This window comes from Streptococcus sp. VTCC 12905, assembly GCF_049893385.1.
Taxonomy (GTDB): domain Bacteria; phylum Bacillota; class Bacilli; order Lactobacillales; family Streptococcaceae; genus Streptococcus; species Streptococcus suis_AA.
In genome coordinates, this window is sequence record NZ_JBMVJC010000003.1 from 65,824 (window position 1) to 84,189 (window position 18,366).

The 18,366-nt window shown below is 41.3% G+C and carries 22 protein-coding genes; 3 read left to right on the top strand and 19 right to left on the bottom strand.

Features of this window, described 5'->3' with window-relative positions:
• Window positions 1-69: 69 nt before the first annotated feature.
• Entirely contained in the window at window positions 70-951 is an 882-nt protein-coding gene (locus ACPC58_RS02095; protein WP_217374538.1) for a diacylglycerol/lipid kinase family protein, read from the top strand.
• Window positions 952-1,000: 49 nt separating this feature from the next.
• On the opposite strand, the gene rpmH is transcribed toward ACPC58_RS02095, so the two are convergent.
• The 9 genes from rpmH to ACPC58_RS02140 all read right to left on the bottom strand — a co-directional run bounded on the left by rpmH (window position 1,001) and on the right by ACPC58_RS02140 (window position 8,526).
• Complete coding sequence (rpmH, locus tag ACPC58_RS02100; protein ID WP_049618373.1) at window positions 1,001-1,138, bottom strand: 50S ribosomal protein L34; 138 nt, start codon at window positions 1,136-1,138, stop codon at window positions 1,001-1,003.
• A gap of 220 nt (window positions 1,139-1,358) precedes the next feature.
• On the bottom strand, window positions 1,359-2,363 hold the full coding sequence (gene jag, locus ACPC58_RS02105) for an RNA-binding cell elongation regulator Jag/EloR (protein ID WP_434065098.1): 1,005 nt from the start codon (window positions 2,361-2,363) through the stop codon (window positions 1,359-1,361).
• An 18-nt stretch (window positions 2,364-2,381) separates the two neighbouring features.
• Window positions 2,382-3,194, bottom strand: a complete 813-nt coding sequence (locus tag ACPC58_RS02110) for a YidC/Oxa1 family membrane protein insertase (RefSeq protein WP_434065099.1) — start codon at window positions 3,192-3,194, stop codon at window positions 2,382-2,384.
• Window positions 3,178-3,537, bottom strand: a complete 360-nt coding sequence (gene rnpA / locus ACPC58_RS02115; protein WP_024391601.1) for a ribonuclease P protein component — start codon at window positions 3,535-3,537, stop codon at window positions 3,178-3,180. The genes ACPC58_RS02110 and rnpA overlap by 17 nt, the downstream gene beginning before the upstream one ends.
• A 70-nt stretch (window positions 3,538-3,607) precedes the next feature.
• Entirely contained in the window at window positions 3,608-5,002 is a 1,395-nt protein-coding gene (gene argH / locus ACPC58_RS02120) for an argininosuccinate lyase (RefSeq protein WP_434065100.1), read from the bottom strand.
• Window positions 5,003-5,015: 13 nt separating this feature from the next.
• Window positions 5,016-6,209: an argininosuccinate synthase gene (locus tag ACPC58_RS02125; protein ID WP_171988968.1), complete on the bottom strand. Its 1,194-nt coding sequence runs from the start codon at window positions 6,207-6,209 to the stop codon at window positions 5,016-5,018.
• Between the two features lie 191 nt (window positions 6,210-6,400).
• A complete protein-coding gene (locus ACPC58_RS02130) occupies window positions 6,401-6,949 on the bottom strand; it encodes a hypothetical protein (RefSeq protein ID WP_289646121.1) in 549 nt (182 codons plus the stop codon).
• Window positions 6,950-7,019: 70 nt separating this feature from the next.
• The gene (locus ACPC58_RS02135) at window positions 7,020-7,547 is read right to left on the bottom strand and encodes a transcription repressor NadR (protein WP_434065101.1); all 528 of its coding nucleotides are present in this window, start codon (window positions 7,545-7,547) and stop codon (window positions 7,020-7,022) included.
• A 103-nt stretch (window positions 7,548-7,650) separates the two neighbouring features.
• Window positions 7,651-8,526: a VOC family protein gene (locus ACPC58_RS02140; protein WP_434065123.1), complete on the bottom strand. Its 876-nt coding sequence runs from the start codon at window positions 8,524-8,526 to the stop codon at window positions 7,651-7,653.
• Window positions 8,527-8,648: 122 nt separating this feature from the next.
• Here ACPC58_RS02140 and ACPC58_RS02145 point away from each other — a divergent pair, with 122 nt between their 5' ends.
• Both ACPC58_RS02145 and ACPC58_RS02150 read left to right on the top strand, forming a co-directional pair.
• A complete protein-coding gene (locus ACPC58_RS02145) occupies window positions 8,649-9,236 on the top strand; it encodes an NUDIX hydrolase (RefSeq protein WP_434065102.1) in 588 nt (195 codons plus the stop codon).
• Window positions 9,237-9,489: 253 nt separating this feature from the next.
• Window positions 9,490-9,795: a MerR family transcriptional regulator gene (locus ACPC58_RS02150; protein ID WP_434065103.1), complete on the top strand. Its 306-nt coding sequence runs from the start codon at window positions 9,490-9,492 to the stop codon at window positions 9,793-9,795.
• A 93-nt stretch (window positions 9,796-9,888) separates the two neighbouring features.
• Here the strand turns inward: ACPC58_RS02150 and mmuM are convergent, their stop codons facing one another.
• The 10 genes from mmuM to ACPC58_RS02200 all read right to left on the bottom strand — a co-directional run bounded on the left by mmuM (window position 9,889) and on the right by ACPC58_RS02200 (window position 18,325).
• Window positions 9,889-10,836 carry a homocysteine S-methyltransferase gene (mmuM, locus tag ACPC58_RS02155; RefSeq protein ID WP_289646129.1) on the bottom strand — a complete coding sequence of 316 codons (948 nt, stop codon included), beginning with the start codon at window positions 10,834-10,836 and terminating at the stop codon, window positions 9,889-9,891.
• Window positions 10,837-10,848: 12 nt separating this feature from the next.
• The gene (locus ACPC58_RS02160) at window positions 10,849-12,225 is read right to left on the bottom strand and encodes an amino acid permease (protein ID WP_217374529.1); all 1,377 of its coding nucleotides are present in this window, start codon (window positions 12,223-12,225) and stop codon (window positions 10,849-10,851) included.
• Between the two features lie 138 nt (window positions 12,226-12,363).
• Window positions 12,364-13,818 carry a glutamate--tRNA ligase gene (gene gltX, locus ACPC58_RS02165; protein WP_130554215.1) on the bottom strand — a complete coding sequence of 485 codons (1,455 nt, stop codon included), beginning with the start codon at window positions 13,816-13,818 and terminating at the stop codon, window positions 12,364-12,366.
• Window positions 13,819-14,207: 389 nt separating this feature from the next.
• Window positions 14,208-15,032 carry an MFS transporter gene (locus ACPC58_RS02170; protein WP_434065104.1) on the bottom strand — a complete coding sequence of 275 codons (825 nt, stop codon included), beginning with the start codon at window positions 15,030-15,032 and terminating at the stop codon, window positions 14,208-14,210.
• Between the two features lie 14 nt (window positions 15,033-15,046).
• Window positions 15,047-15,214: a hypothetical protein gene (locus ACPC58_RS02175; RefSeq protein ID WP_434065105.1), complete on the bottom strand. Its 168-nt coding sequence runs from the start codon at window positions 15,212-15,214 to the stop codon at window positions 15,047-15,049.
• A gap of 112 nt (window positions 15,215-15,326) precedes the next feature.
• On the bottom strand, window positions 15,327-15,491 hold the full coding sequence (locus tag ACPC58_RS02180; RefSeq protein WP_242616080.1) for a hypothetical protein: 165 nt from the start codon (window positions 15,489-15,491) through the stop codon (window positions 15,327-15,329).
• An 85-nt stretch (window positions 15,492-15,576) separates the two neighbouring features.
• A complete protein-coding gene (locus ACPC58_RS02185) occupies window positions 15,577-16,251 on the bottom strand; it encodes a LiaF transmembrane domain-containing protein (protein WP_434065106.1) in 675 nt (224 codons plus the stop codon).
• A 4-nt stretch (window positions 16,252-16,255) separates the two neighbouring features.
• Window positions 16,256-16,702, bottom strand: a complete 447-nt coding sequence (locus ACPC58_RS02190; protein ID WP_434065107.1) for a LytTR family DNA-binding domain-containing protein — start codon at window positions 16,700-16,702, stop codon at window positions 16,256-16,258.
• A 170-nt stretch (window positions 16,703-16,872) separates the two neighbouring features.
• On the bottom strand, window positions 16,873-17,631 hold the full coding sequence (locus ACPC58_RS02195) for a TIGR00266 family protein (RefSeq protein WP_434065108.1): 759 nt from the start codon (window positions 17,629-17,631) through the stop codon (window positions 16,873-16,875).
• Window positions 17,632-17,830: 199 nt separating this feature from the next.
• On the bottom strand, window positions 17,831-18,325 hold the full coding sequence (locus tag ACPC58_RS02200; RefSeq protein WP_130554219.1) for a beta-class carbonic anhydrase: 495 nt from the start codon (window positions 18,323-18,325) through the stop codon (window positions 17,831-17,833).
• Between the last annotated feature and the right edge of the window lie 41 nt (window positions 18,326-18,366).

Sequence of the window (18,366 nt, forward strand, 5' to 3'; positions counted from 1 at the left end):
GTTAGTTGCATCTGCTATGTAAAAAATTGTATAATAAATAATATCATAAAAATCAGTAGGAGAATCGCTATGAAAAACGCCTTGTTAGTTGTTAATCCTAGTTCTGGTGGTGAAAAAGCACCAGAGTTCCAAAAACAGGCCCTTGAGAAATTAAAAGCCTATTTCGATTATGTTGAGGTAAAAGAAACCAAAAAAGCTGGCGATGCGACTCGCTTTACTAAAGAGGCTGCCCAGAAACAGTTCGATAGCGTGATTGTTATGGGTGGTGATGGCACTGTGAATGAGGGAATTAGCGGAATCGCCAATGAACCACACCGACCACATTTTGGATTTTTCCCGCTTGGTACAGTAAATGATTTAGCCAGAGCATTAGGTATTCCTTTAGATCCAACATCAGCCATTGCTCAATTTGATCCTTCTCGGAAGCGCCTCCTCGATATAGGCCAGGTCAATGATAGTTACTTTATGAATGTCGCCGCAATTGGAGCCATCCCACAAGGAATCAACGATGTAGCCCCAGAAGAAAAGACACGATTTGGTAAGTTGGCATATTTTATCAATGGGGTAAAAGAATTAGTTAATAACAAAAGTTACCAATTTGAAGTAGAAGTGAATAACGTTTCAAAAATTATCACTTCTTCAACGCTGATAATCGGATTAACCAATTCAATAGGTGGATTCGAGACACTCCTACCGAATGCCAAGGTAGATGATGGCTTACTTCACTTACTTTATCTAAAAGATAGTCATTTTCTGGATACAGTATCCGCCATCCCTCAATTAATGAAAGGTGTCACGGAAGACACAACAAGTCTTGGTTATGAAACCTTCACAGAAGGGAAAATTTCAGTCATTGATGGTGATTTGCAAATCAATATTGACGGTGACGAAGGAGACCATCTTCCTATTCATGTCAAAGTACTCCCTTCTCACATTTCCATTTACTATTAAGAAAGAAAAACCAGCAGACTCGAGTTTCTGCTGGTTTCTTGTTCATCAATTACGCTACAGCAAGCACTTTACGTCCCTTACGGCGACGAGCTGCTAACACACGACGGCCATTTTTTGTTGCCATACGGTTACGGAAACCGTGTTTACGTGCGCGACGGATTTTACTTGGTTGAAAAGTACGTTTCACGATGAATACCTCCTCTAGATTTTCGTATTCGTTTAGCCGGCTAGTTTTGATCAGTTACTAAACATACCAATCCATTTTATAAGAAATCAAACCATTTGTCAAGGTGTTCTGACTGACTTTTTACCAAGAATCCAAAAATCAGCCAATCCAAACAAATATTTTTCTTCATATTTAATAAAAAAGAGAGGAACACTTCATCCTCTCTTTAAACATCTGATAATTAATCACGATTTCCTTCGATATCTACGACAACGTATCGGTTAGGCTCGCTACCTTCTGAATAGCTTGTCACTCCATCCATTTTTGAAATGATGCGATGGATTATTTTGCGCTCATTACTAGACATAGGATCTGTATGATAAGCTTCTTGCTCGGTTATCACACGCTCTGCCAGTTTTTGAGCATATCCCTGTAGTACCTCTGCACGGTGCTCTACATAGTCATTAACGTTAATTGTAATATAAAAATTACGCTCATATCGATTATATAAGAAGTTTTGTGCCAAAAGTTGCAAAGCTTTTAATACTTTTCCATGATATCCAATGATACGTCCAGGTTCGTTTGTGTCGACTTGAATGTTAATGGTTCGTCTATTGTGGCTTGTCTCGATGCGAGCCTCTACATCCATATCATCCAAGATTTCTTGAACATATTCTGACACTTCAGCTACAACTTGTTCAATGTCATACTGTGATTCCACCTTAATATCAATATCAGCAAATTCAGAAGTTGATTCACTTTGATTTGTGGTAGCAGGTTGGTCTTGAATTGTTTCATCGACAAGCTGATCCGCAGATGATGGATGAAGCAGCTCTTCTGGTAAAATCTCAATACGACCTGTCTCTTCCAGAATTGTAGTTGCCTCTTTTTCATTTTTCAAAATCTGAGCCTTGATATCATCTTCAAGCGTTTGGCCAGATTTTTCAAATTCTTTAACAGCTGCAACAACTTTTCCTAGGTCAATTGTCGCTTCTGAGATACTTTTAACCGGCTCATTCAACTCATTAATTTCAGTTGGAACTCCACGAACAGCTTTTTGATTAGCTTTCACTACCGTTGTCTCATTGATTACATAAATGTCAACAATAGCTGGCTTTTTCCCAAAACCGAGGAAACCTTTTTTCTCACGCGCAACTACAGTAATATGTGCTCTCTTCCGAGGAATATTTAACTCTACCAAGCCATTTTGAATAGCTTCTTCAACACTTGATCCTGTAAATTTCATTTTCTATCTCCTAGAATCCTATTTCTTTTTCTTGGCCTTTTTTTGAGCCTTTCGCTTCTTAGACTGAAGTTCTTTCTCCAAATCAATTTTGGCTTGACGCTCCGCTATTATTTTGAACGGATTATTAAATACTAAAGTTTGAACCACTTGATAAGCATTTGATACAGTCCAGTACAAGGATACCCCGCTCGCAGCCGGCAAAGCAAAGAGAAAAATCATGACTGGCATGGCAAAAGTCATAACTGTCATAGCCATATTTTTTTCAATTGCAGACTTGTTGGTCAACCATGTGCTGAGGAATGTGAAACCAGCAGCCAGAACAGGCAAGACAAAAATCGGATCCGGTTCCCCGAGATTTAACCAAAGAAAATGACCAACTTTCAAGACTTCAACGCGTGTTAGAGCTTGGAAAAGAGCCAATAAGATTGGCATTTGAATGAGAAGCGGAATCATAGACGATCTCATACTAACGCCGTTTTCTTTATAGAGTGCCTGTGTTGCTTCATAAAGTTGTTGGCGACTCTCCATATCTGTTCCTGGATATTCAGCCTGTAGCGCTTTCAACTTTGGCTGCAACTCTTGCATCTTTCGCGAAGATTTAATCTGTATTTGGAACAAAGGCAATAACAGGGTCCTAATCAAAATAGTAAATAGGATAATCCCTATTCCAATTTGACCGTTGATGGACAAGAATTGGATGACACTAGCGAACCAATAGATTAACTGGTCCCATGCACCAGACGACTGGCTAGTTACTGGACCTGTCCCACAGGCTGTCAATACAAACAGGGACGTGGCGAGTAAACCAACCCACTTAGCTTTCTTTTTCAATCTCAACACCTTCCTGATAAAGTTTGGCAAGTTTTAAAACATGGAGAAGATTTTTCTTAATTTCCTGATAGTTTAATTCTTCAACACCCTTGCGAGCAATGACAACAAAGTCATTCGTTACAAGTTGTTCCTGATGCTCAATAAGAACATGTCGAATTTTTCTCTTAATCTTATTCCGCGTGACAGCGTTTCCTAATTTTTTACTGACAGAAAGCCCTACTCGGAAATGCGGTTGTTCTTTCGCTAGCCAATAGACTACAAATCGACGATTTGCCACATTATTTCCTTTGGTGAAAATGTCATTAAAATCTCGTTCACGCTTGACACGATAGCTTTTTCTCAAACTCTCACTCCATCTTTCAAAATTACTACTATTATACCATAAAATTCAAAAAAGCCAATAAACATCACGTTTAGAGGCCTTTTGAAGCTGATAATTGCTCTTTTGCTTGCTGAATTTGCCAGCGAATGGATTCAAAACCGGTTCCTCCAAGCGAATTCCTTCGTGAAACTGCCGTTTGAGACTCTAAAGCTGTATATATATCCGGTCCAATAATCGATGAAATTTCCTGATAACGTTCTAAAGGAACATCCTGTAAATAGTACCCAGCTTTACTACATTCCAAGACCAGTTTTCCAACAATCTCATGCGCCTGACGAAACGGTAGACCCTTGCTAGCCAAGTAATCCGCCAACTCTGTAGCATTCGAAAAGTCCTTCTCAGTTGATTGAGCCATTCTTTCCTTATGAACTGTCATAGATTGTAGCATTCCTGCCAAAATATCAATAGATACCAAAATGGTTTCCGCGCTATCAAACATTCCCTCTTTGTCTTCCTGCAAATCCTTGTTATAGGTCAACGGTAAGGATTTCATGACTGTCAACATTCCGACCAAATTTCCATAAACTCTACCTGTTTTCCCTCGAATCAGCTCAGCCATATCTGGATTTTTCTTCTGAGGCATAATGGAAGAACCTGTTGAAAAGGTATCCGATAAAGTAACGAATTTGTATTCATGTGAGCACCAATTAATGATTTCCTCACAGAGACGAGACATATGCATCATCAAAATGCTCGCATTTGATAAGAATTCCAAGATAAAATCCCTATCTGATACAGCATCTAAGGAATTTGTATAGGGATGAGAAAACCCCATTAAATCCGAAGTTAGTTGACGGTCGATTGGAAATGTAGTTCCTGCCAATGCTGCCGCACCAAGTGGAGATATATCTGTATGCTGAATGTTGAATGCAAAACGCTCACTGTCACGGCTGAACATATTGTAATAGGCCAACATATGCTGAGCAAAACTAATTGGCTGAGCATGCTGTAAGTGGGTATAGCCCGGCATAACCGTCTCGATATGCTCTTGTGCAAGATTAACCAATGTCTGGCGTAGATTGGTCAATTTATCTACTACTTGAAACAAGGTATCCTTCAAATAGAGATGCATATCTGTTGCAACTTGATCATTACGAGAACGTGCCGTATGCAATTTCCCTGCCACTGACCCGATCTTCTCAGTCAGGAGACTTTCGATATTCATGTGAATATCTTCGTTTTGAATATCAAATACTAGCTTTCCAGCTTCATAGTCATTCAGAAGCTCTTCCAGACCAGCCTGTATAGACTGAGCTTCTTCAAGACTAATAACACCTGTTGCCCCAAGCATTTGTACATGAGCTAATGACCCTTGAATATCATACTTAGCCAGTTTTTGATCAAAGCGAATGGAGGCACCGAATTCTTCAACCCATTCCTCAAGACTGGCCTCAAAACGACCACCCCATAGCTTCTTTGCTTCCATAAGCTCCTACTTTCTAGTTCTTTTTATGAATTTCTGCATTAACTTTGGTTGGTAATCCCCAAAGCTTGATGAAACCAACTGCAGCATCTTGATCAAATGTATCAGCACTTGTATAAGTTGCCAAATCTTCATCATATAGAGAATTTGGTGATTTTCTGGCAACTACTTTCGCTGATCCTTTATACAATTTCACTTTTGCGGTTCCATTCACGACTGATTGAGTTGCTTGCAGATAAGCTTTCAATGCCTGTGTTGCAGGGTTGAACCACAAACCATTGTAAATCAGATTCGAGAGTTCATTAGATACAATTGGCTTGAAATGAGATACTTCACGCACTAGGGTCAAATCTTCAATTTCCTTATGAGCTGTTAAAAGAGTAATGGCTCCGGGACACTCATAAATTTCACGTGATTTGATCCCAACTAACCGGTTTTCAACATGGTCAATTCGTCCAACACCATGCTTACCAGCAATCTCATTGAGTTGTTGAATGAGATTGGCAAGGCTGAGCGTTTCTCCATTAATAGCAACTGGGACTCCAGCCTTAAATTCGATTTCTACATACTCAGGAAGATCTGGTGCATTTTCTGGAGAAGTAGTGATTCCAAAAGCATCTTCTGGTGCTTCATTCCATGGATTTTCTAATACACCACATTCATTAGCCCGGCCCCAAAGATTTTGGTCAACTGAATAAGGGCTATCCAAATCTGCTGGAACTGGAACACCATTTTCCTTGGCAAATAGGATTTCCTCTTCACGCGCCCACTTCCATTCACGAACAGGTGCTACAACTTTCAAAGTTGGATCCAAAGCCGCAATCGCTACTTCAAACCGTACCTGGTCATTTCCCTTCCCTGTACAACCATGAGCGATGGTCGTTGCACCAGTCTTGTGCGCCATCTCCACTAACTTTTTAGAAATCAGTGGGCGACTAAGTGCTGATACTAGTGGATATTTTTGTTCATAATATGCATGAGCTTGTAGGGCAGGCAAAACGTATTCTTGAGCAAATTCTTCTTTCACATCCAAAACATGCGATTCAATTGCACCGATGGAAAGGGCCTTGTCATGAATAAATTGGAGATTTTTCCCTTCACCAACATCCATACAAACCGCAATGACATCATAGTCTTTTTTCAACCATGCAATCGCAACTGAAGTATCCAGACCACCTGAATAAGCTAGGATTAATTTTTCTTTCGTCATAAACATTCTCATTTCTATTTAAATTAGCAAATAAAACCTAGTGACTATTATAGTGTATATTTATACTTTTTGCAACATATTTATACACATTTTTTTAAAAAATTGAATAAACCTCGTACATTTACAGAAAAAACAAGAAAAAGCCAGAGAATTTTCTCCGACTTCTAGACTATATTTTATCTCAACTCATATTAAGGTTGATAAATTTTCCGTTCTTTCAAGATTTTCCAAAAATAATATGCCAAACTAAAATCGAGCAATCCATGAAGTGCAGAACCTAGACCAACTAAGCCAAGCATAGTCATCCAATAAGTATCTGAAGTCTGCCCGCCCGAAGTCAGGGCCATGACCACAATATACTCCCCTAAGCCATGAAGTAGATTGAGACCAATCCCTAATAGGAAAAAATGTTTAGTGTCCATAAAACTTGGAAATCGTTTTATTAAAAAAGCTCCCAGAGTAAGAAAAATCAAGTGGGTTAATGCACGAAATACGATGACAATAGGAAATCCCGCTAAAAAGAAGCCTAGACTGGAGCCCAGTGCTACCAATATGGCCGTTGCTGGTGAAATAAACATTGCAATAAACAACGGAATATGACTAGCAAGTGTGTAGGATGCTGGACCAATAACAATTTTAATCGGCATCATCAATGGAATCAAAATAGCAAATGCAGTAAGAATCGCACTAATGGAAAGCTGCTTGACGGAACTTTTAGATGATAGTGTTAATTGGGACATAAGGAACCTCTCTTTCTATAGGTTCGATTATAAACCAAAACATTACAGGTGTCAAGACACCTGTAATGTTTTATTGATTTTCTAGCAAAATTCCTGCAGCCTTTAATACCAAAGAAAGTTCTTGATAGGCTTGAACCGAGGGAAATGAGACAGTATGAGTATGAACTCCTTCTGTTAAATTACTCAATAGCACTCCTTTATAATGACTCAAATCATTTAAAAAACGGTCCCGATCTTCAAAACTGGTAATATTTAGTTTGCCAGATAAGAGACCGTAAATAGGATGTTCAATTTCGACATCAAGGATTTGAGCTCCTCCCTCTAATAGGATAGTCAACTCTTTTTCAACATCTTCTGGTCCATGTTGACAAGCTATTTTACGAATATAAGCTCCTTCAAGAGGCGCCAGAGAAGACTGCAGTAGGTAGCCTCTTGGAGTCGCCAAAACCAGATCACCCTCTGCTCGAAGCAAGGCTATATCTCCCACAATCACCTGACGGCTCACTCCAAATTCTTTTGCTAGGTAATTCGCTGAAAGTGGTTGAGATGTTTCCTGTAAAAGTGATAAAATGTGCTTTCGTCTTTCTATTGCTTTCATGTGGTCTCCCCTCTACTTTCTTTCATTATACCAAAAACCGAGCCAATTCATTCTTGTCTAATAGAAAAAACAGAAACTGCAACTCAGTCCCTTTTACATCTTATTAATCTAATAAGGCTTGAATAGATGCGATATCTAGACGCTTCATTGTCATTACTGCAGCATTCACAGCCTTAATCTGTTCTGGGCTAGCCGAATCGTATGCCTCCATCAAGATACGTGGCACAATCTGCCAAGAAATCCCAAACTGATCCTTGGCCCAACCACAAATTTCTGCTTCTGGAGCTGCCGACACTGTTTCATACCAACTATCCGCTTCTTCCTGACTATCCACATAGACCATTAGCGAAAAGGCTTCGTTAAAAGAGGCCACACCACCATATCCATGGTCCATAGCAATCATTTTTTGGTCTCCGATAAAAAGCTCCGCATAATTCAACTTGGCAGCAGCAACCGCAGCCTCACCTCCGCCATAGTAAGACAAGCGACCAAGACGAGCTTGAGGCAGCTTATCCTTGTAATAATCTAGCATAGGTTGGGCTAAACCAACCTGGTCCTGCGAGAAGAGCAGGCAGATGTCGAAGCTATAGGGCACATCCCAATCGGGTTCATACGAAGGCTGCCAAGACAGACCGAAGCGGTCTTCCAACCAGACATAGTAAGGGCTGAAGGGATATTCTGCCAATGGCATAAGCACACGCCCACCGTCTGATAGCGCCTCATAAAGATGGCTTACGTCATCCTTACTAGCTACATTTACCATGAGCGACATAGACTCGTTGAGTTTAAAATATGGCCCCGCACTAATCGCTGCCAGGGTCATGTCTCCCAGTTGGAATTGGATCAAGCCAGCATCGCCAGAAGGCATATCCGTAATGGTATAGTTCCAGTCAATCTTGCCTCCGAAAAGGTCCACATACAACTCCGCAGCTTCTTTTGCCTCTGTATCGTACCAGAGATGAGGAATAATAGTTTGTATCGATTTCTCCTTTGAATTACTAGGCTTAGTATAGCATTAGTCCGTACAAAAAACAAAACATGTTGCTTTTGCACTTATAGATGTGCTATACTGAATAACTACAAAATTGACAGAAGAATGAAATGGAAATCTGGAACGCCTACACAACCGACGGTCACTTGACCGACCACACCCTCACACGCGGAGAACCTATTCCCCACGGCCTCTACCACCTAGTCGTCGAGTGCATCATCCGCCACCGCGACGGCAGCACCCTCTTCATGAAGCGCGACAGCGCCAAACTCTCCTACCCTGACTATTATGAAGCGACAGCAGGAGGCTCGGCCTTGTTTGGGGAAATAGCAGAGCAGGCCATATTACGCGAAGTCCGCGAAGAGACAGGCATTGAGCTGACAGCTGACCAACTCCGCCACCATACACACTTTATCGCCCATGACGACCAGTGCATTTTCCACTGCTACTGGGCCGAAACCAATTGGGACAAAGCTGCTATCCAACTCCAAGCCGACGAAACTAGCAATTATATCTGGGTCCCACAGGAAGATTTAAAAGACTTTTTAGAAACAGAACTGGTTATCCCAAGGCAGAAGGTTTATGTGGAGAGGTTGTTTTTAGAACAAAAACAGAGCAAGAGCGAAAATGAAACTCAGTACAACATGAGACAAAAAGTGACTGAGTCGATTTCTCCCAAAAAGAATGCGACCACCTAAAATCCGTACACCGCAAGCCAAGATTAGACCTAAGATACATCCCAAAACTGTCTGCCAGCCCAACAAACTGAGCAACACTGGGCAGGCATATAAAATCAGTAACCAGCTAGGAAGTTGCTTGCGATATACCCAAGCAGATAGCGGTAATAGCCCCAAATAAAGCACAATCAACCATTTAACAACAATAATCATATAGAACTCCTTTTCCCCATCAATGTAACATGAGGGGGTAAGGCACTGTCAAGAGGACATTATGAAAACAGGACAAGTTATGCAACAATTTGGTATCAAACGCGATACGCTTCGTTTCTACACCGAACAGGGATTGCTACAACCTCAGCTGGTTAACGGTAACTACTACTGGAACGAAGAAGAAATCAACAACCTAGAAAATATACTAGGACTTCGCCAGTTAGGCCTATCTGTGAAAGCTATTATCCGTATCAAAGAACTTCACGACACCAAATGCTGCAGTCTCGAACAGCTAAAAGAAAACAAACAGGTCATACTGGATGAAATTGCCGACCGTGAAAAACAAATCCTCCTGCTCCAAGAATAGAAGGAAAATCTAGAAAATTTACTCCAGCAGATTGAGAAAAAATTACAGAATTTATAACAAAATCCCCGCCGTCACGCGACAGCGGGAATTCATTTATTTCAACCCTTGGGTCAGACCAGCTATATCATTCGGCCTAGTCCTACAACAACCTCCAACTACCTTAGCACCCAGTTTATGCCATGCAAGAGTATTGTCCAAAAGGCTATGGCTATGGTCAGCTTCTTCTTTCCAGGTCTGAGTAGCTCCATCATATATCTCTCCAGAATTTGGGTAGGTGACAAATGGTTTATTCGTTTTCTCTCTCAACTGGCTGAGAAAGGCTGGGTAAAGAGACGGTGCTGTACAGTTGAGACCAACTGCTAAAATCTGCTCACTGCCGTTAACCAGCTCTGCTATTTTTTCAATAGACGTACCATCAGAGATTGACTGACCGTCCTGAGAGGTGAAGCTAATATAGGCTTCAACCTCAGGAAAATCCTCTGCCAACAGCTCTACTAATGCTTGTGCCTCAAGAAAATTGGGGATGGTTTCTAAAGCCAACAGCTCTGCCCCCTGTTCTAATAGGAGTTCAATTCGGCGACGGTGAAAGTCTTTTAGCGCTGCTAGACTAATGTTACTATAGTCACCCGAATATTCAGCACCATTCGCCAAATAGGCCGCGTAAGGGCCAACATCGCCTGAAATAAGAGGATAGGTTCGATGTACTTTTTCAGCTTCAGACAATTCTGCCCAGACCTCATCACGCGCTTCCTTCGCCAAATCAACGGTCAAGCGAATGAGGTCCTCAGCCTCTGCTTGTGACAAGCCAACTTCTGCTAATCCTTCAAAGGTTGCCTGATAGGTGGAGGTTGTCACCAAGTCTGCCCCGGCACGAATATAATCCTTGTGAATATTCTTGATGTACTGGGGATTCTCCAAAAGATACTTGGCAGACCAAAGCTTACCCGATACATCATACCCTCGAAACTCCAACTCTGTTCCAAGAGCACCGTGCAAAATGATATATTCCTTTTGTTCTAGTAGTTCTTTAAAACGTCCCATACTTGAACCCTCCTACCACTTTTTAAAGCGAATGTAATGATAAATATAGCACCCAATCATGAAAGGAACACCGAAGTAAAGACCGGCACGCTGTGAAGGATCCCAACCGATTCCGATGATAGAAATAACCAACAGAACAACCGTAATCCATGGCAAGGTCGGTGAGAACGGCGTCTTGTATTCCAGTTCATCTTCACTGTGAGTTTTCAAAAATTCACGACGAAAACCGATTTGTGCCAGAGGAATAGCCAACCAAGCGATGACAACCGCAAAACCAGCAATAGAAACCAGGGCCAAGAAGATGGTATCTTCTGCATAAATTGACGCGATCAAGGCGATTACAACACCAATCATGGACAAAATCATGCCCCGCGTAGGCACACCATGCTTGTTAATCTTGACTAATTCCTTACTAATCATGCCTTCATTGGCCAAAGACCAAAGCATACGGCTTGAAGCATAGAGCCCTGAAGTCGATGCAGATAAGATAGCAGTCAAGATGATGAAGTTCATAATATCAGCAGCATAAGGGAAGCCAATCTTGTCCAATACAAGTACGAATGGTGCCTCTGTCACACCTGCTTCTGACATAGGAAGGAGAGCTGCCAAAACTACAATTGTCAAGACAAAGAAGATAACCAATAGACCGATAGTTGACTTAATGGCTTGCGGTACAGCTTTCTTGGGATTATCTGTTTCACCTGCCGCAATTCCGATCATTTCCACACCTGAAAAGGCATAGTTTACTGATAACATGACCGAGATAAAACCTACTAATCCGTTAGGGAGCAATCCATTACTTGTGATGTTGTTAAATAACGGCGCTGCATTGGTTCCTTCAAAAGGTAAGATTCCAAAAATGGCTAATGTCCCTAGTACGATAAAAGCTGCAATAGCATAAACCTTGATTGACGACAACGCATCCTCCGCCTTGGCAAACCAGCCAACCGAAAGTGTATTTAAAGCGAAGACAACGATGGCAAAAATCGTCGCAAAAATCCATAAAGGTACACTAGAGAACCAGCGTTGCATGAGTTGAGCTGCTCCAACAAATTGTGAAGCAAGGGCAACCACCCAACAAAGCCAATACATCCAAGCCACCATAAAACCTGTCCCAGGACTGATGAACTTGGTCGCATAGGTATGGAAAGAACCTGTCACAGGCATAGCAACCGACAATTCTCCCAAAGAGAACATGACCAAATAGACCATGACAGCTCCAAATAGATAGGCCGCAATAGCTCCAAAAGGCCCAGCCTGTGCAATGGTATAGCCTGAACTCAGGAACAAACCTGTCCCGATGACCCCTCCTATAGACAACATCTGCAAATGACGACTGTTCATCTCGCGGTTAAAGGTGCCTTGATTTTCAAAATTATGATTTTCCATACACTCTCCTAAATTCTTGTGATTATTCTATCATATCATGGATTTTCAGAAACTGGTTATATCCTTTTCAACGCAACTGTTATAGTTATCAGTTATAGCAAAATCCCCGCTGTCACAGGACATCGGGGATTATTTATCTTACAAAGATTTCAACATATTCTCAATATGCTGGATAGATTTCTCACGGCCGAGCAGGTAAATAGTATTTGGCAACTCTGGTCCATGCATTTCACCCGAAACGGCGATACGGATTGGCATGAAGAGGTTTTTGCCCTTGATACCTGTTTCTTTTTGGACTGCCTTGATTTGTAGGAAAATATTGTCTGGTTGGAAATCTTCGTCTGTCATGGCTTCCAATTTTTCCTTGAAGGCATTTAAAACAGTCGGAACAGTTTCTCCCGCCATCACTTCTCTTTCTTCCTCTGTCAATTCTGGGAAATCGGAGAAGAAAAGGTCTGTCAAACCCACAATTTCATCTGCAGAAGTTAATTGTGGCTTGTAAAGTTCCACTAATTTCTCTGCCTTATCTGTCAAGCGACCCGCTTCTTCCAAGAATGGTTTGGCAAGGTTGAAAATAGTTTCTAAATCAGCATTTTTGATGTACTCATTGCTCATCCAGTCCATTTTCTTTTGGTCAAAGGCTGCTGGTGACTTGCTGAGGCGTTTTTCATCGAAGAGTTGGATAAATTGCTCACGAGAGAAGATTTCCTCTTCACCACCCGGGTTCCAACCCAAGAGACCGATAAAGTTGAAGACAGCTTCAGGCATGTAACCCTTACGACGGTAATCTTCGATAAACTGAAGAGTATTGGTATCACGTTTGGACAGTTTTTTACCAGTCTCAGAGTTGATAATCAAAGTCATGTGACCAAATTCTGGCGCTTCCCAACCAAGTGCTTCGTAGACCATGAGCTGCTTAGGTGTATTGGCAATGTGGTCATCCCCACGGATAACGTGCGAGATTTCCATGAGATGATCGTCAATGACAACGGCAAAGTTATAGGTTGGGTAACCGTCGCGTTTCTGGATAACCCAGTCACCACCGATATTACCACCTTCGAACTCGATTTCGCCCTTAACCATGTCATTCCACTTGTAAATACCAGCTTCGTTGACAGCCAAGCGAACAGTCGGGACAATGCCAGCCGCCTCACGCTCTGCGATGTAGGCTGTTTTTTCATCTTCAGACATACCCAGGTATTCATTGATGTAGCGAGGTGTTTCGCCCGCAGCTTCTTGACGCTCACGCTCTGCCGCCAATTCTTCTTCTGTCACGTAAGACTTGTAGGCCTTGCCTTCTGCCAAGAGCTGATCAACATACTTTTGGTAAATATCCAAACGCTCTGATTGACGGTATTGCTCATGAGTTTCTGGACTCTCATCCCAATCAATACCCAACCAACGCAGGTTTTCAAGCTGAGAGCGCTCTCCGTCTTCCACATGACGTTTACGGTCAGTGTCTTCAATACGAATAATGAAAGTACCGCCGTGATGGCGGGCAAAAAGATAGTTAAACAATGCCGTACGGGCATTTCCGATATGTAAAAGCCCAGTTGGACTTGGTGCATAACGCACACGAATTGGTTTAGTCATGATTCTCTCCTGTAAAATTTCATACTCAAAAAAATCAAAATCAAACGAACTTCAACTATCTGGGTGATAGTTAAAGGTGGGAATAAAATAATCCAGTGGAGTAAAGCAGCTCAGGGAACTGGTTCAGCCGGTCACCTATAAACAAGTAAACGATCATAGAAGCCCAAACTTACAATTGGGAGTCAAGAGACTGCTTCTAGTCGAATTCTTTCCCACTCTGTCAACCATGGTGTAGATTAACCCGCTACTTTTTCTTTTCAAGTAGCAGTCTGACAAGCTCAACTAGGGCTTGTCCCTCATCAAGTCAACTATGCCTGAATTTGATTTTCGCAGAGTAACAATCAAGAACATTATAGCACAGATCTGAGTAAGAAAACAGAAAAATCGGCCTATACAGACTGATTTTGAGGTGTTTTTTGATTTCTGATAAGCCAGTAGATAACATATAAGGCTAAAAAGCCACTTACACTCAAGAAAATCCAGCTAATCTGATCAACTGATAATAGCAAGACTAAACCAGATACAACCAGCCGAAATAGAGCTTGACCCGACATAAAGTAGGTGGAAACACCACCTCCTATAGTTCCCAACTGCTCCTCTGGCATGGAATTGACAAATTTTGCATTAAATTTTGGACCACTTGCTCCGGAACCAATTCCCATAGTCGCTAAAAAGAATAGGTTGAGAGGCAATTGGTGAGTCAACATCCCTACAAATACCCCCAATAGAGAAAAAGTAGCTGCCACTTCAAGCGTAACCATGCTGGTCTTTTTGAACAAGGTAAAGACCAAAGAGGACCCCAAAATATTTCCCGCAAAGAAGATAAATAAAATGGTTGCAAGGCTTGTTTCAATATTTATTACTACCAAGTTAGGATCCTCGCTAATTAACAAGACTAACATTGGATAAAGTATTGCCCCACAGGCATTGATAATAGGGCTGGTAATCAAGACCAGGCGAAACTCAGGTATCTTGCGCAGCTCCCAAACCGCTTGTTTGAAAGAAGCAAAAATCCCCGGCCCTTTCGCTTTCTTCTCTGTCTGGCTTGGCAGCTCTGCTATTTTCGATGGTTGCTCCGTCAGAAGATTGCGAAAAATCGGTGTTAGAAACTGCATGATAAGAAATGCCACCAAAAATGTGCCGGCGTTTAAGAAGGCAAGATGCTGATAGGAAAGTAGGCCAACTAGAATGGCAGAGAGCGCTTGAAAGGCCATATTGAGCGTATTCGTTACAGTTTGACGAAAAGCAGAATACTCTCTTGTTCCCTCTCTTCTTTTGGCGCTACACGCAATCCCAGAGGTGTATAGAGGCCGTTTTCATAAAAGCCAGCAAAGTCTGCAATAACATTGAAAACCGATGCCACCACGACAATCCAAAGGGCCGGCTCAAAACCCATACAGAATCCAAGGATGAGGTAAAGAAGGACACGGAAGAGGAGGGTCAGCTTAATAGTGCCAATCTTGTTGACCGTTTAGTCTGCCAGATAGCCTGTAAAGAGCCCCATAAAGCTAGGGAAGGTTTCCGAAAAGGTTACGATAGCCATCGCTAGCCGGCTGTTTGGGACGAGCAATATAGTTCATAAAGGCCAGATAATAGACCACGTCCCCAAAGTTGGACAACATGTCTGATGCCAATATCCATAAGTAGGTTGAGTTTTTCAAAATCTTTTTCATGATAATCCCTTTTTTTTGAATATTTTCCAGAATATTCCGACTATTTATTCTGCAGAGAAGCCAAATTTGACTTTCCTCTAGCATCTTAACCTTTCGTTGAGTAAATCGTTAGGGTTGAAAAAGCCAAATCACCTGTAATGTGAAGGATTTTCTCACCCGGTTCGCTTGCATAATTATTGGTGGTTGATAAGGCACTATCTAATTTCACAATTGCTTGCCAGTTAGCTGGCAAATATAATGTCAGTGAAGAGAAGGCTGCATTAATTTCAAAACTGGCTTTATCTCCTAAAATCACTGCTTGGTCAAAATAAATAGTACTAGAGCCAAAAGCTACATCAACACTGTCATGAATAAAATTCTCCTCATGGATATAACGAGTCGAGGAACCAAAAGCTTTATCACGCCCCTTATCGTCAATCACTCCTGAACCAAATTCTTGTCCATCATTCATTGCTCTTTTTTTCTTTGGCTTAAAAATCAAGTTCAATCCCAAGCAGAGCAACCCTAGAGAAAGAACCATATTCCAAGTACCAAAACCAACCCATTCATAAACTGAATTTGCTGCGATAAATGCTAGGCCGAAGCAAAAAATACTTGAACGCCAATCCAATTTTACCAGACGATGAAATCCAGTAACAACTGTAATGACATACCAAACAGTTGTCCAGAAAGGCATTGATAGATTAAAGCCTAAAGTATCTCTTATCAGTACTAAGACTGCCAAACCTATAACCAAGTATCCTATAATAAGACGTTTCATCTCCCTACCTCACTTCTTGTAATTTTTCTTTTAACAAATGATAATAATGCCGTGACACATGAACTTCCTTATGGGTTTTATGAAAGGAAATTCGACTTGTTCCTGAAAAAGACTTATCCAATGAATACACAGCTCTAGCATTGGCAATCGTTGATTTAGCAACCCGACAAAAATACGCTGGAAGGCAGTCTTCCAATTCATGTAGTTTCATCTTGACTTCATAGGCATCATCTCTGGTATGACCAATCGTCTTATTTCCATCCGTTTCAAAAAAGAGCAGGTCTTCCAGTTTTAAGAAAAATTCACTCGTTCCCTTATAAAATACTAAGCTGGGGCGATTCAATCGTCCTAAAACTTGTTGGATTTGCTCTATTTCAGGTGCAAGTTGACTCGCTCTAATGATTACTTCAACCTGATCTAAGCTGTCATCAAATTCAATCCTAACTTTCATAAACCCTCCTTTACTTTTGATACTCCTATTATAACAGGCAATTCGGGGAATACAAGGACATTTCAGTAAGTGGTTACAAATTGGAGGTAAGTGGTAGAAATGAATAAAGAAAAATCCCTTGCTTTACACGAGGGACTTACTTTTATGTTGGATATTTCAGTATTAACTTCTTAAAAAATCGCATCAAGAAGTGATGTGCTACCACCACCACCGTCGCCACCTGTACGGACAATATGGTTACCGATAATTTGAGCAAAGGTTTCAATATTCAAACTTTGTACATAGATTTCACCGTAACCCGAGAATGTATTGACAATCCCTTCACCTGTACCAATTGATTGCAAGAAACCATTTTCCATATGGATATTGTAATCTAGCTCTCGGCTCCAAGCAACGACATGCGCATTATCAATTGTAATACTACCACCTGTTAACTCAATTTTCTTAATTGAACCAAAGGCATTTGCTAAAAGAGTACCGTAACCGTCAGTGGTCATAACAAAGAGACCACCCTGACCACCAAAGAAAGCTTTACCTACACTTTGACGTTCCATCTTATACTGAGCAGAACCATCAAGAGCAAGAAATGCACCATCATTTAGGCGATATTGTTGAGCTCCAAGTTCTAAGGCAATGACCTGTCCAGGAGTAGAAGGAGCCAAAGCTATTTTTCCGTCATTACTATTCGAAACTGCTTGGGTGATAAACATGGATTCCCCTGATACCATGGAACGACCGATAGCTCCCATGAGTTTACCAAAACCAGAACCACTGCGCGCATTGAGCTTAGTATTCAGTGTTACGCTTGGCGTGTGGTAAACCATACTTCCCTGCTGGATATAAGCTGACTCACCAGCTTCCAAAGCGATCTCTACTAAAGGAAATTGCATATTACTATCAATAGTGTATTTCATTCGATTGTCTGACATAGTTGCCTCCTATTTTTTACGAAAAGTTCCTGTTAACCACAAGATAGCTATAATAAACCAAAAACAAGCTAAAACAAACCAAATCATTTTTAACTCCAGTTGTATTATTTCTGTAACACAATTCTACAGCTAAACAGGAGAAGTGTCAAGTATATTTACAAAAAAATAAAGGAATCCGAGCAACCAGATTCCCTCTGCATTATTTAACTTCTGTCATCACACCTGTATCCACGTTATATACAGCACCGTTGATAACAACATCCTCTGGAATTAGTGGAGATTTACGAAGCAATTCCATATCCTCACGAACGCTGTCTTCTACATCTGTAAATGGTAAGAAATCCTGTCCAGTTACATCTACACCTAATTCCTTATGAATATGGCGTGCAAAGTCTTCATTCGTAAAGGTCTGAGCTCCACAATCCGTATGATGTAGGACAACAATCTCACGCGTTCCCATTTGTTGCTGGGAAATGACTAAAGAACGAATCATGTCATCCGTCACTCGCCCACCCGCATTCCGCAGAATGTGCGCGTCCCCTAGTGCCAAACCAAGTGCCTGCGCTACGTGCAAACGTGAATCCATACAAGTTACAATGGCCACACTAGTCTTTGGACGCAATGGTAAGTGATAATCTCCATGTAAATCAACATACGCTTTATTAGCTTGCATAAAATGTTCAAAATATGACATAATTCCTCCTATATCAATGAGAATTTCTAAAATCTTCAGAC

Excerpts from the sequence above, each read along its gene's own strand:
- ACPC58_RS02095 (WP_217374538.1), top strand. The coding sequence starts at position 70 with ATGAAAAACGCCTTGTTAGTTGTTAATCCTAGTTCTGGTGGTGAAAAA.
- jag (WP_434065098.1), bottom strand. The coding sequence starts at position 2,363 with ATGAAATTTACAGGATCAAGTGTTGAAGAAGCTATTCAAAATGGCTTG.
- argH (WP_434065100.1), bottom strand. The coding sequence starts at position 5,002 with ATGGAAGCAAAGAAGCTATGGGGTGGTCGTTTTGAGGCCAGTCTTGAG.
- ACPC58_RS02125 (WP_171988968.1), bottom strand. The coding sequence starts at position 6,209 with ATGACGAAAGAAAAATTAATCCTAGCTTATTCAGGTGGTCTGGATACT.
- ACPC58_RS02130 (WP_289646121.1), bottom strand. The coding sequence starts at position 6,949 with ATGTCCCAATTAACACTATCATCTAAAAGTTCCGTCAAGCAGCTTTCC.
- ACPC58_RS02135 (WP_434065101.1), bottom strand. The coding sequence starts at position 7,547 with ATGAAAGCAATAGAAAGACGAAAGCACATTTTATCACTTTTACAGGAA.
- ACPC58_RS02145 (WP_434065102.1), top strand. The coding sequence starts at position 8,649 with ATGGAAATCTGGAACGCCTACACAACCGACGGTCACTTGACCGACCAC.
- ACPC58_RS02150 (WP_434065103.1), top strand. The coding sequence starts at position 9,490 with ATGAAAACAGGACAAGTTATGCAACAATTTGGTATCAAACGCGATACG.
- mmuM (WP_289646129.1), bottom strand. The coding sequence starts at position 10,836 with ATGGGACGTTTTAAAGAACTACTAGAACAAAAGGAATATATCATTTTG.
- ACPC58_RS02160 (WP_217374529.1), bottom strand. The coding sequence starts at position 12,225 with ATGGAAAATCATAATTTTGAAAATCAAGGCACCTTTAACCGCGAGATG.
- gltX (WP_130554215.1), bottom strand. The coding sequence starts at position 13,818 with ATGACTAAACCAATTCGTGTGCGTTATGCACCAAGTCCAACTGGGCTT.
- ACPC58_RS02170 (WP_434065104.1), bottom strand. The coding sequence starts at position 15,032 with ATGGCCTTTCAAGCGCTCTCTGCCATTCTAGTTGGCCTACTTTCCTAT.
- ACPC58_RS02175 (WP_434065105.1), bottom strand. The coding sequence starts at position 15,214 with ATGGGTTTTGAGCCGGCCCTTTGGATTGTCGTGGTGGCATCGGTTTTC.
- ACPC58_RS02180 (WP_242616080.1), bottom strand. The coding sequence starts at position 15,491 with ATGAAAAAGATTTTGAAAAACTCAACCTACTTATGGATATTGGCATCA.
- ACPC58_RS02185 (WP_434065106.1), bottom strand. The coding sequence starts at position 16,251 with ATGAAACGTCTTATTATAGGATACTTGGTTATAGGTTTGGCAGTCTTA.
- ACPC58_RS02190 (WP_434065107.1), bottom strand. The coding sequence starts at position 16,702 with ATGAAAGTTAGGATTGAATTTGATGACAGCTTAGATCAGGTTGAAGTA.
- ACPC58_RS02195 (WP_434065108.1), bottom strand. The coding sequence starts at position 17,631 with ATGTCAGACAATCGAATGAAATACACTATTGATAGTAATATGCAATTT.
- ACPC58_RS02200 (WP_130554219.1), bottom strand. The coding sequence starts at position 18,325 with ATGTCATATTTTGAACATTTTATGCAAGCTAATAAAGCGTATGTTGAT.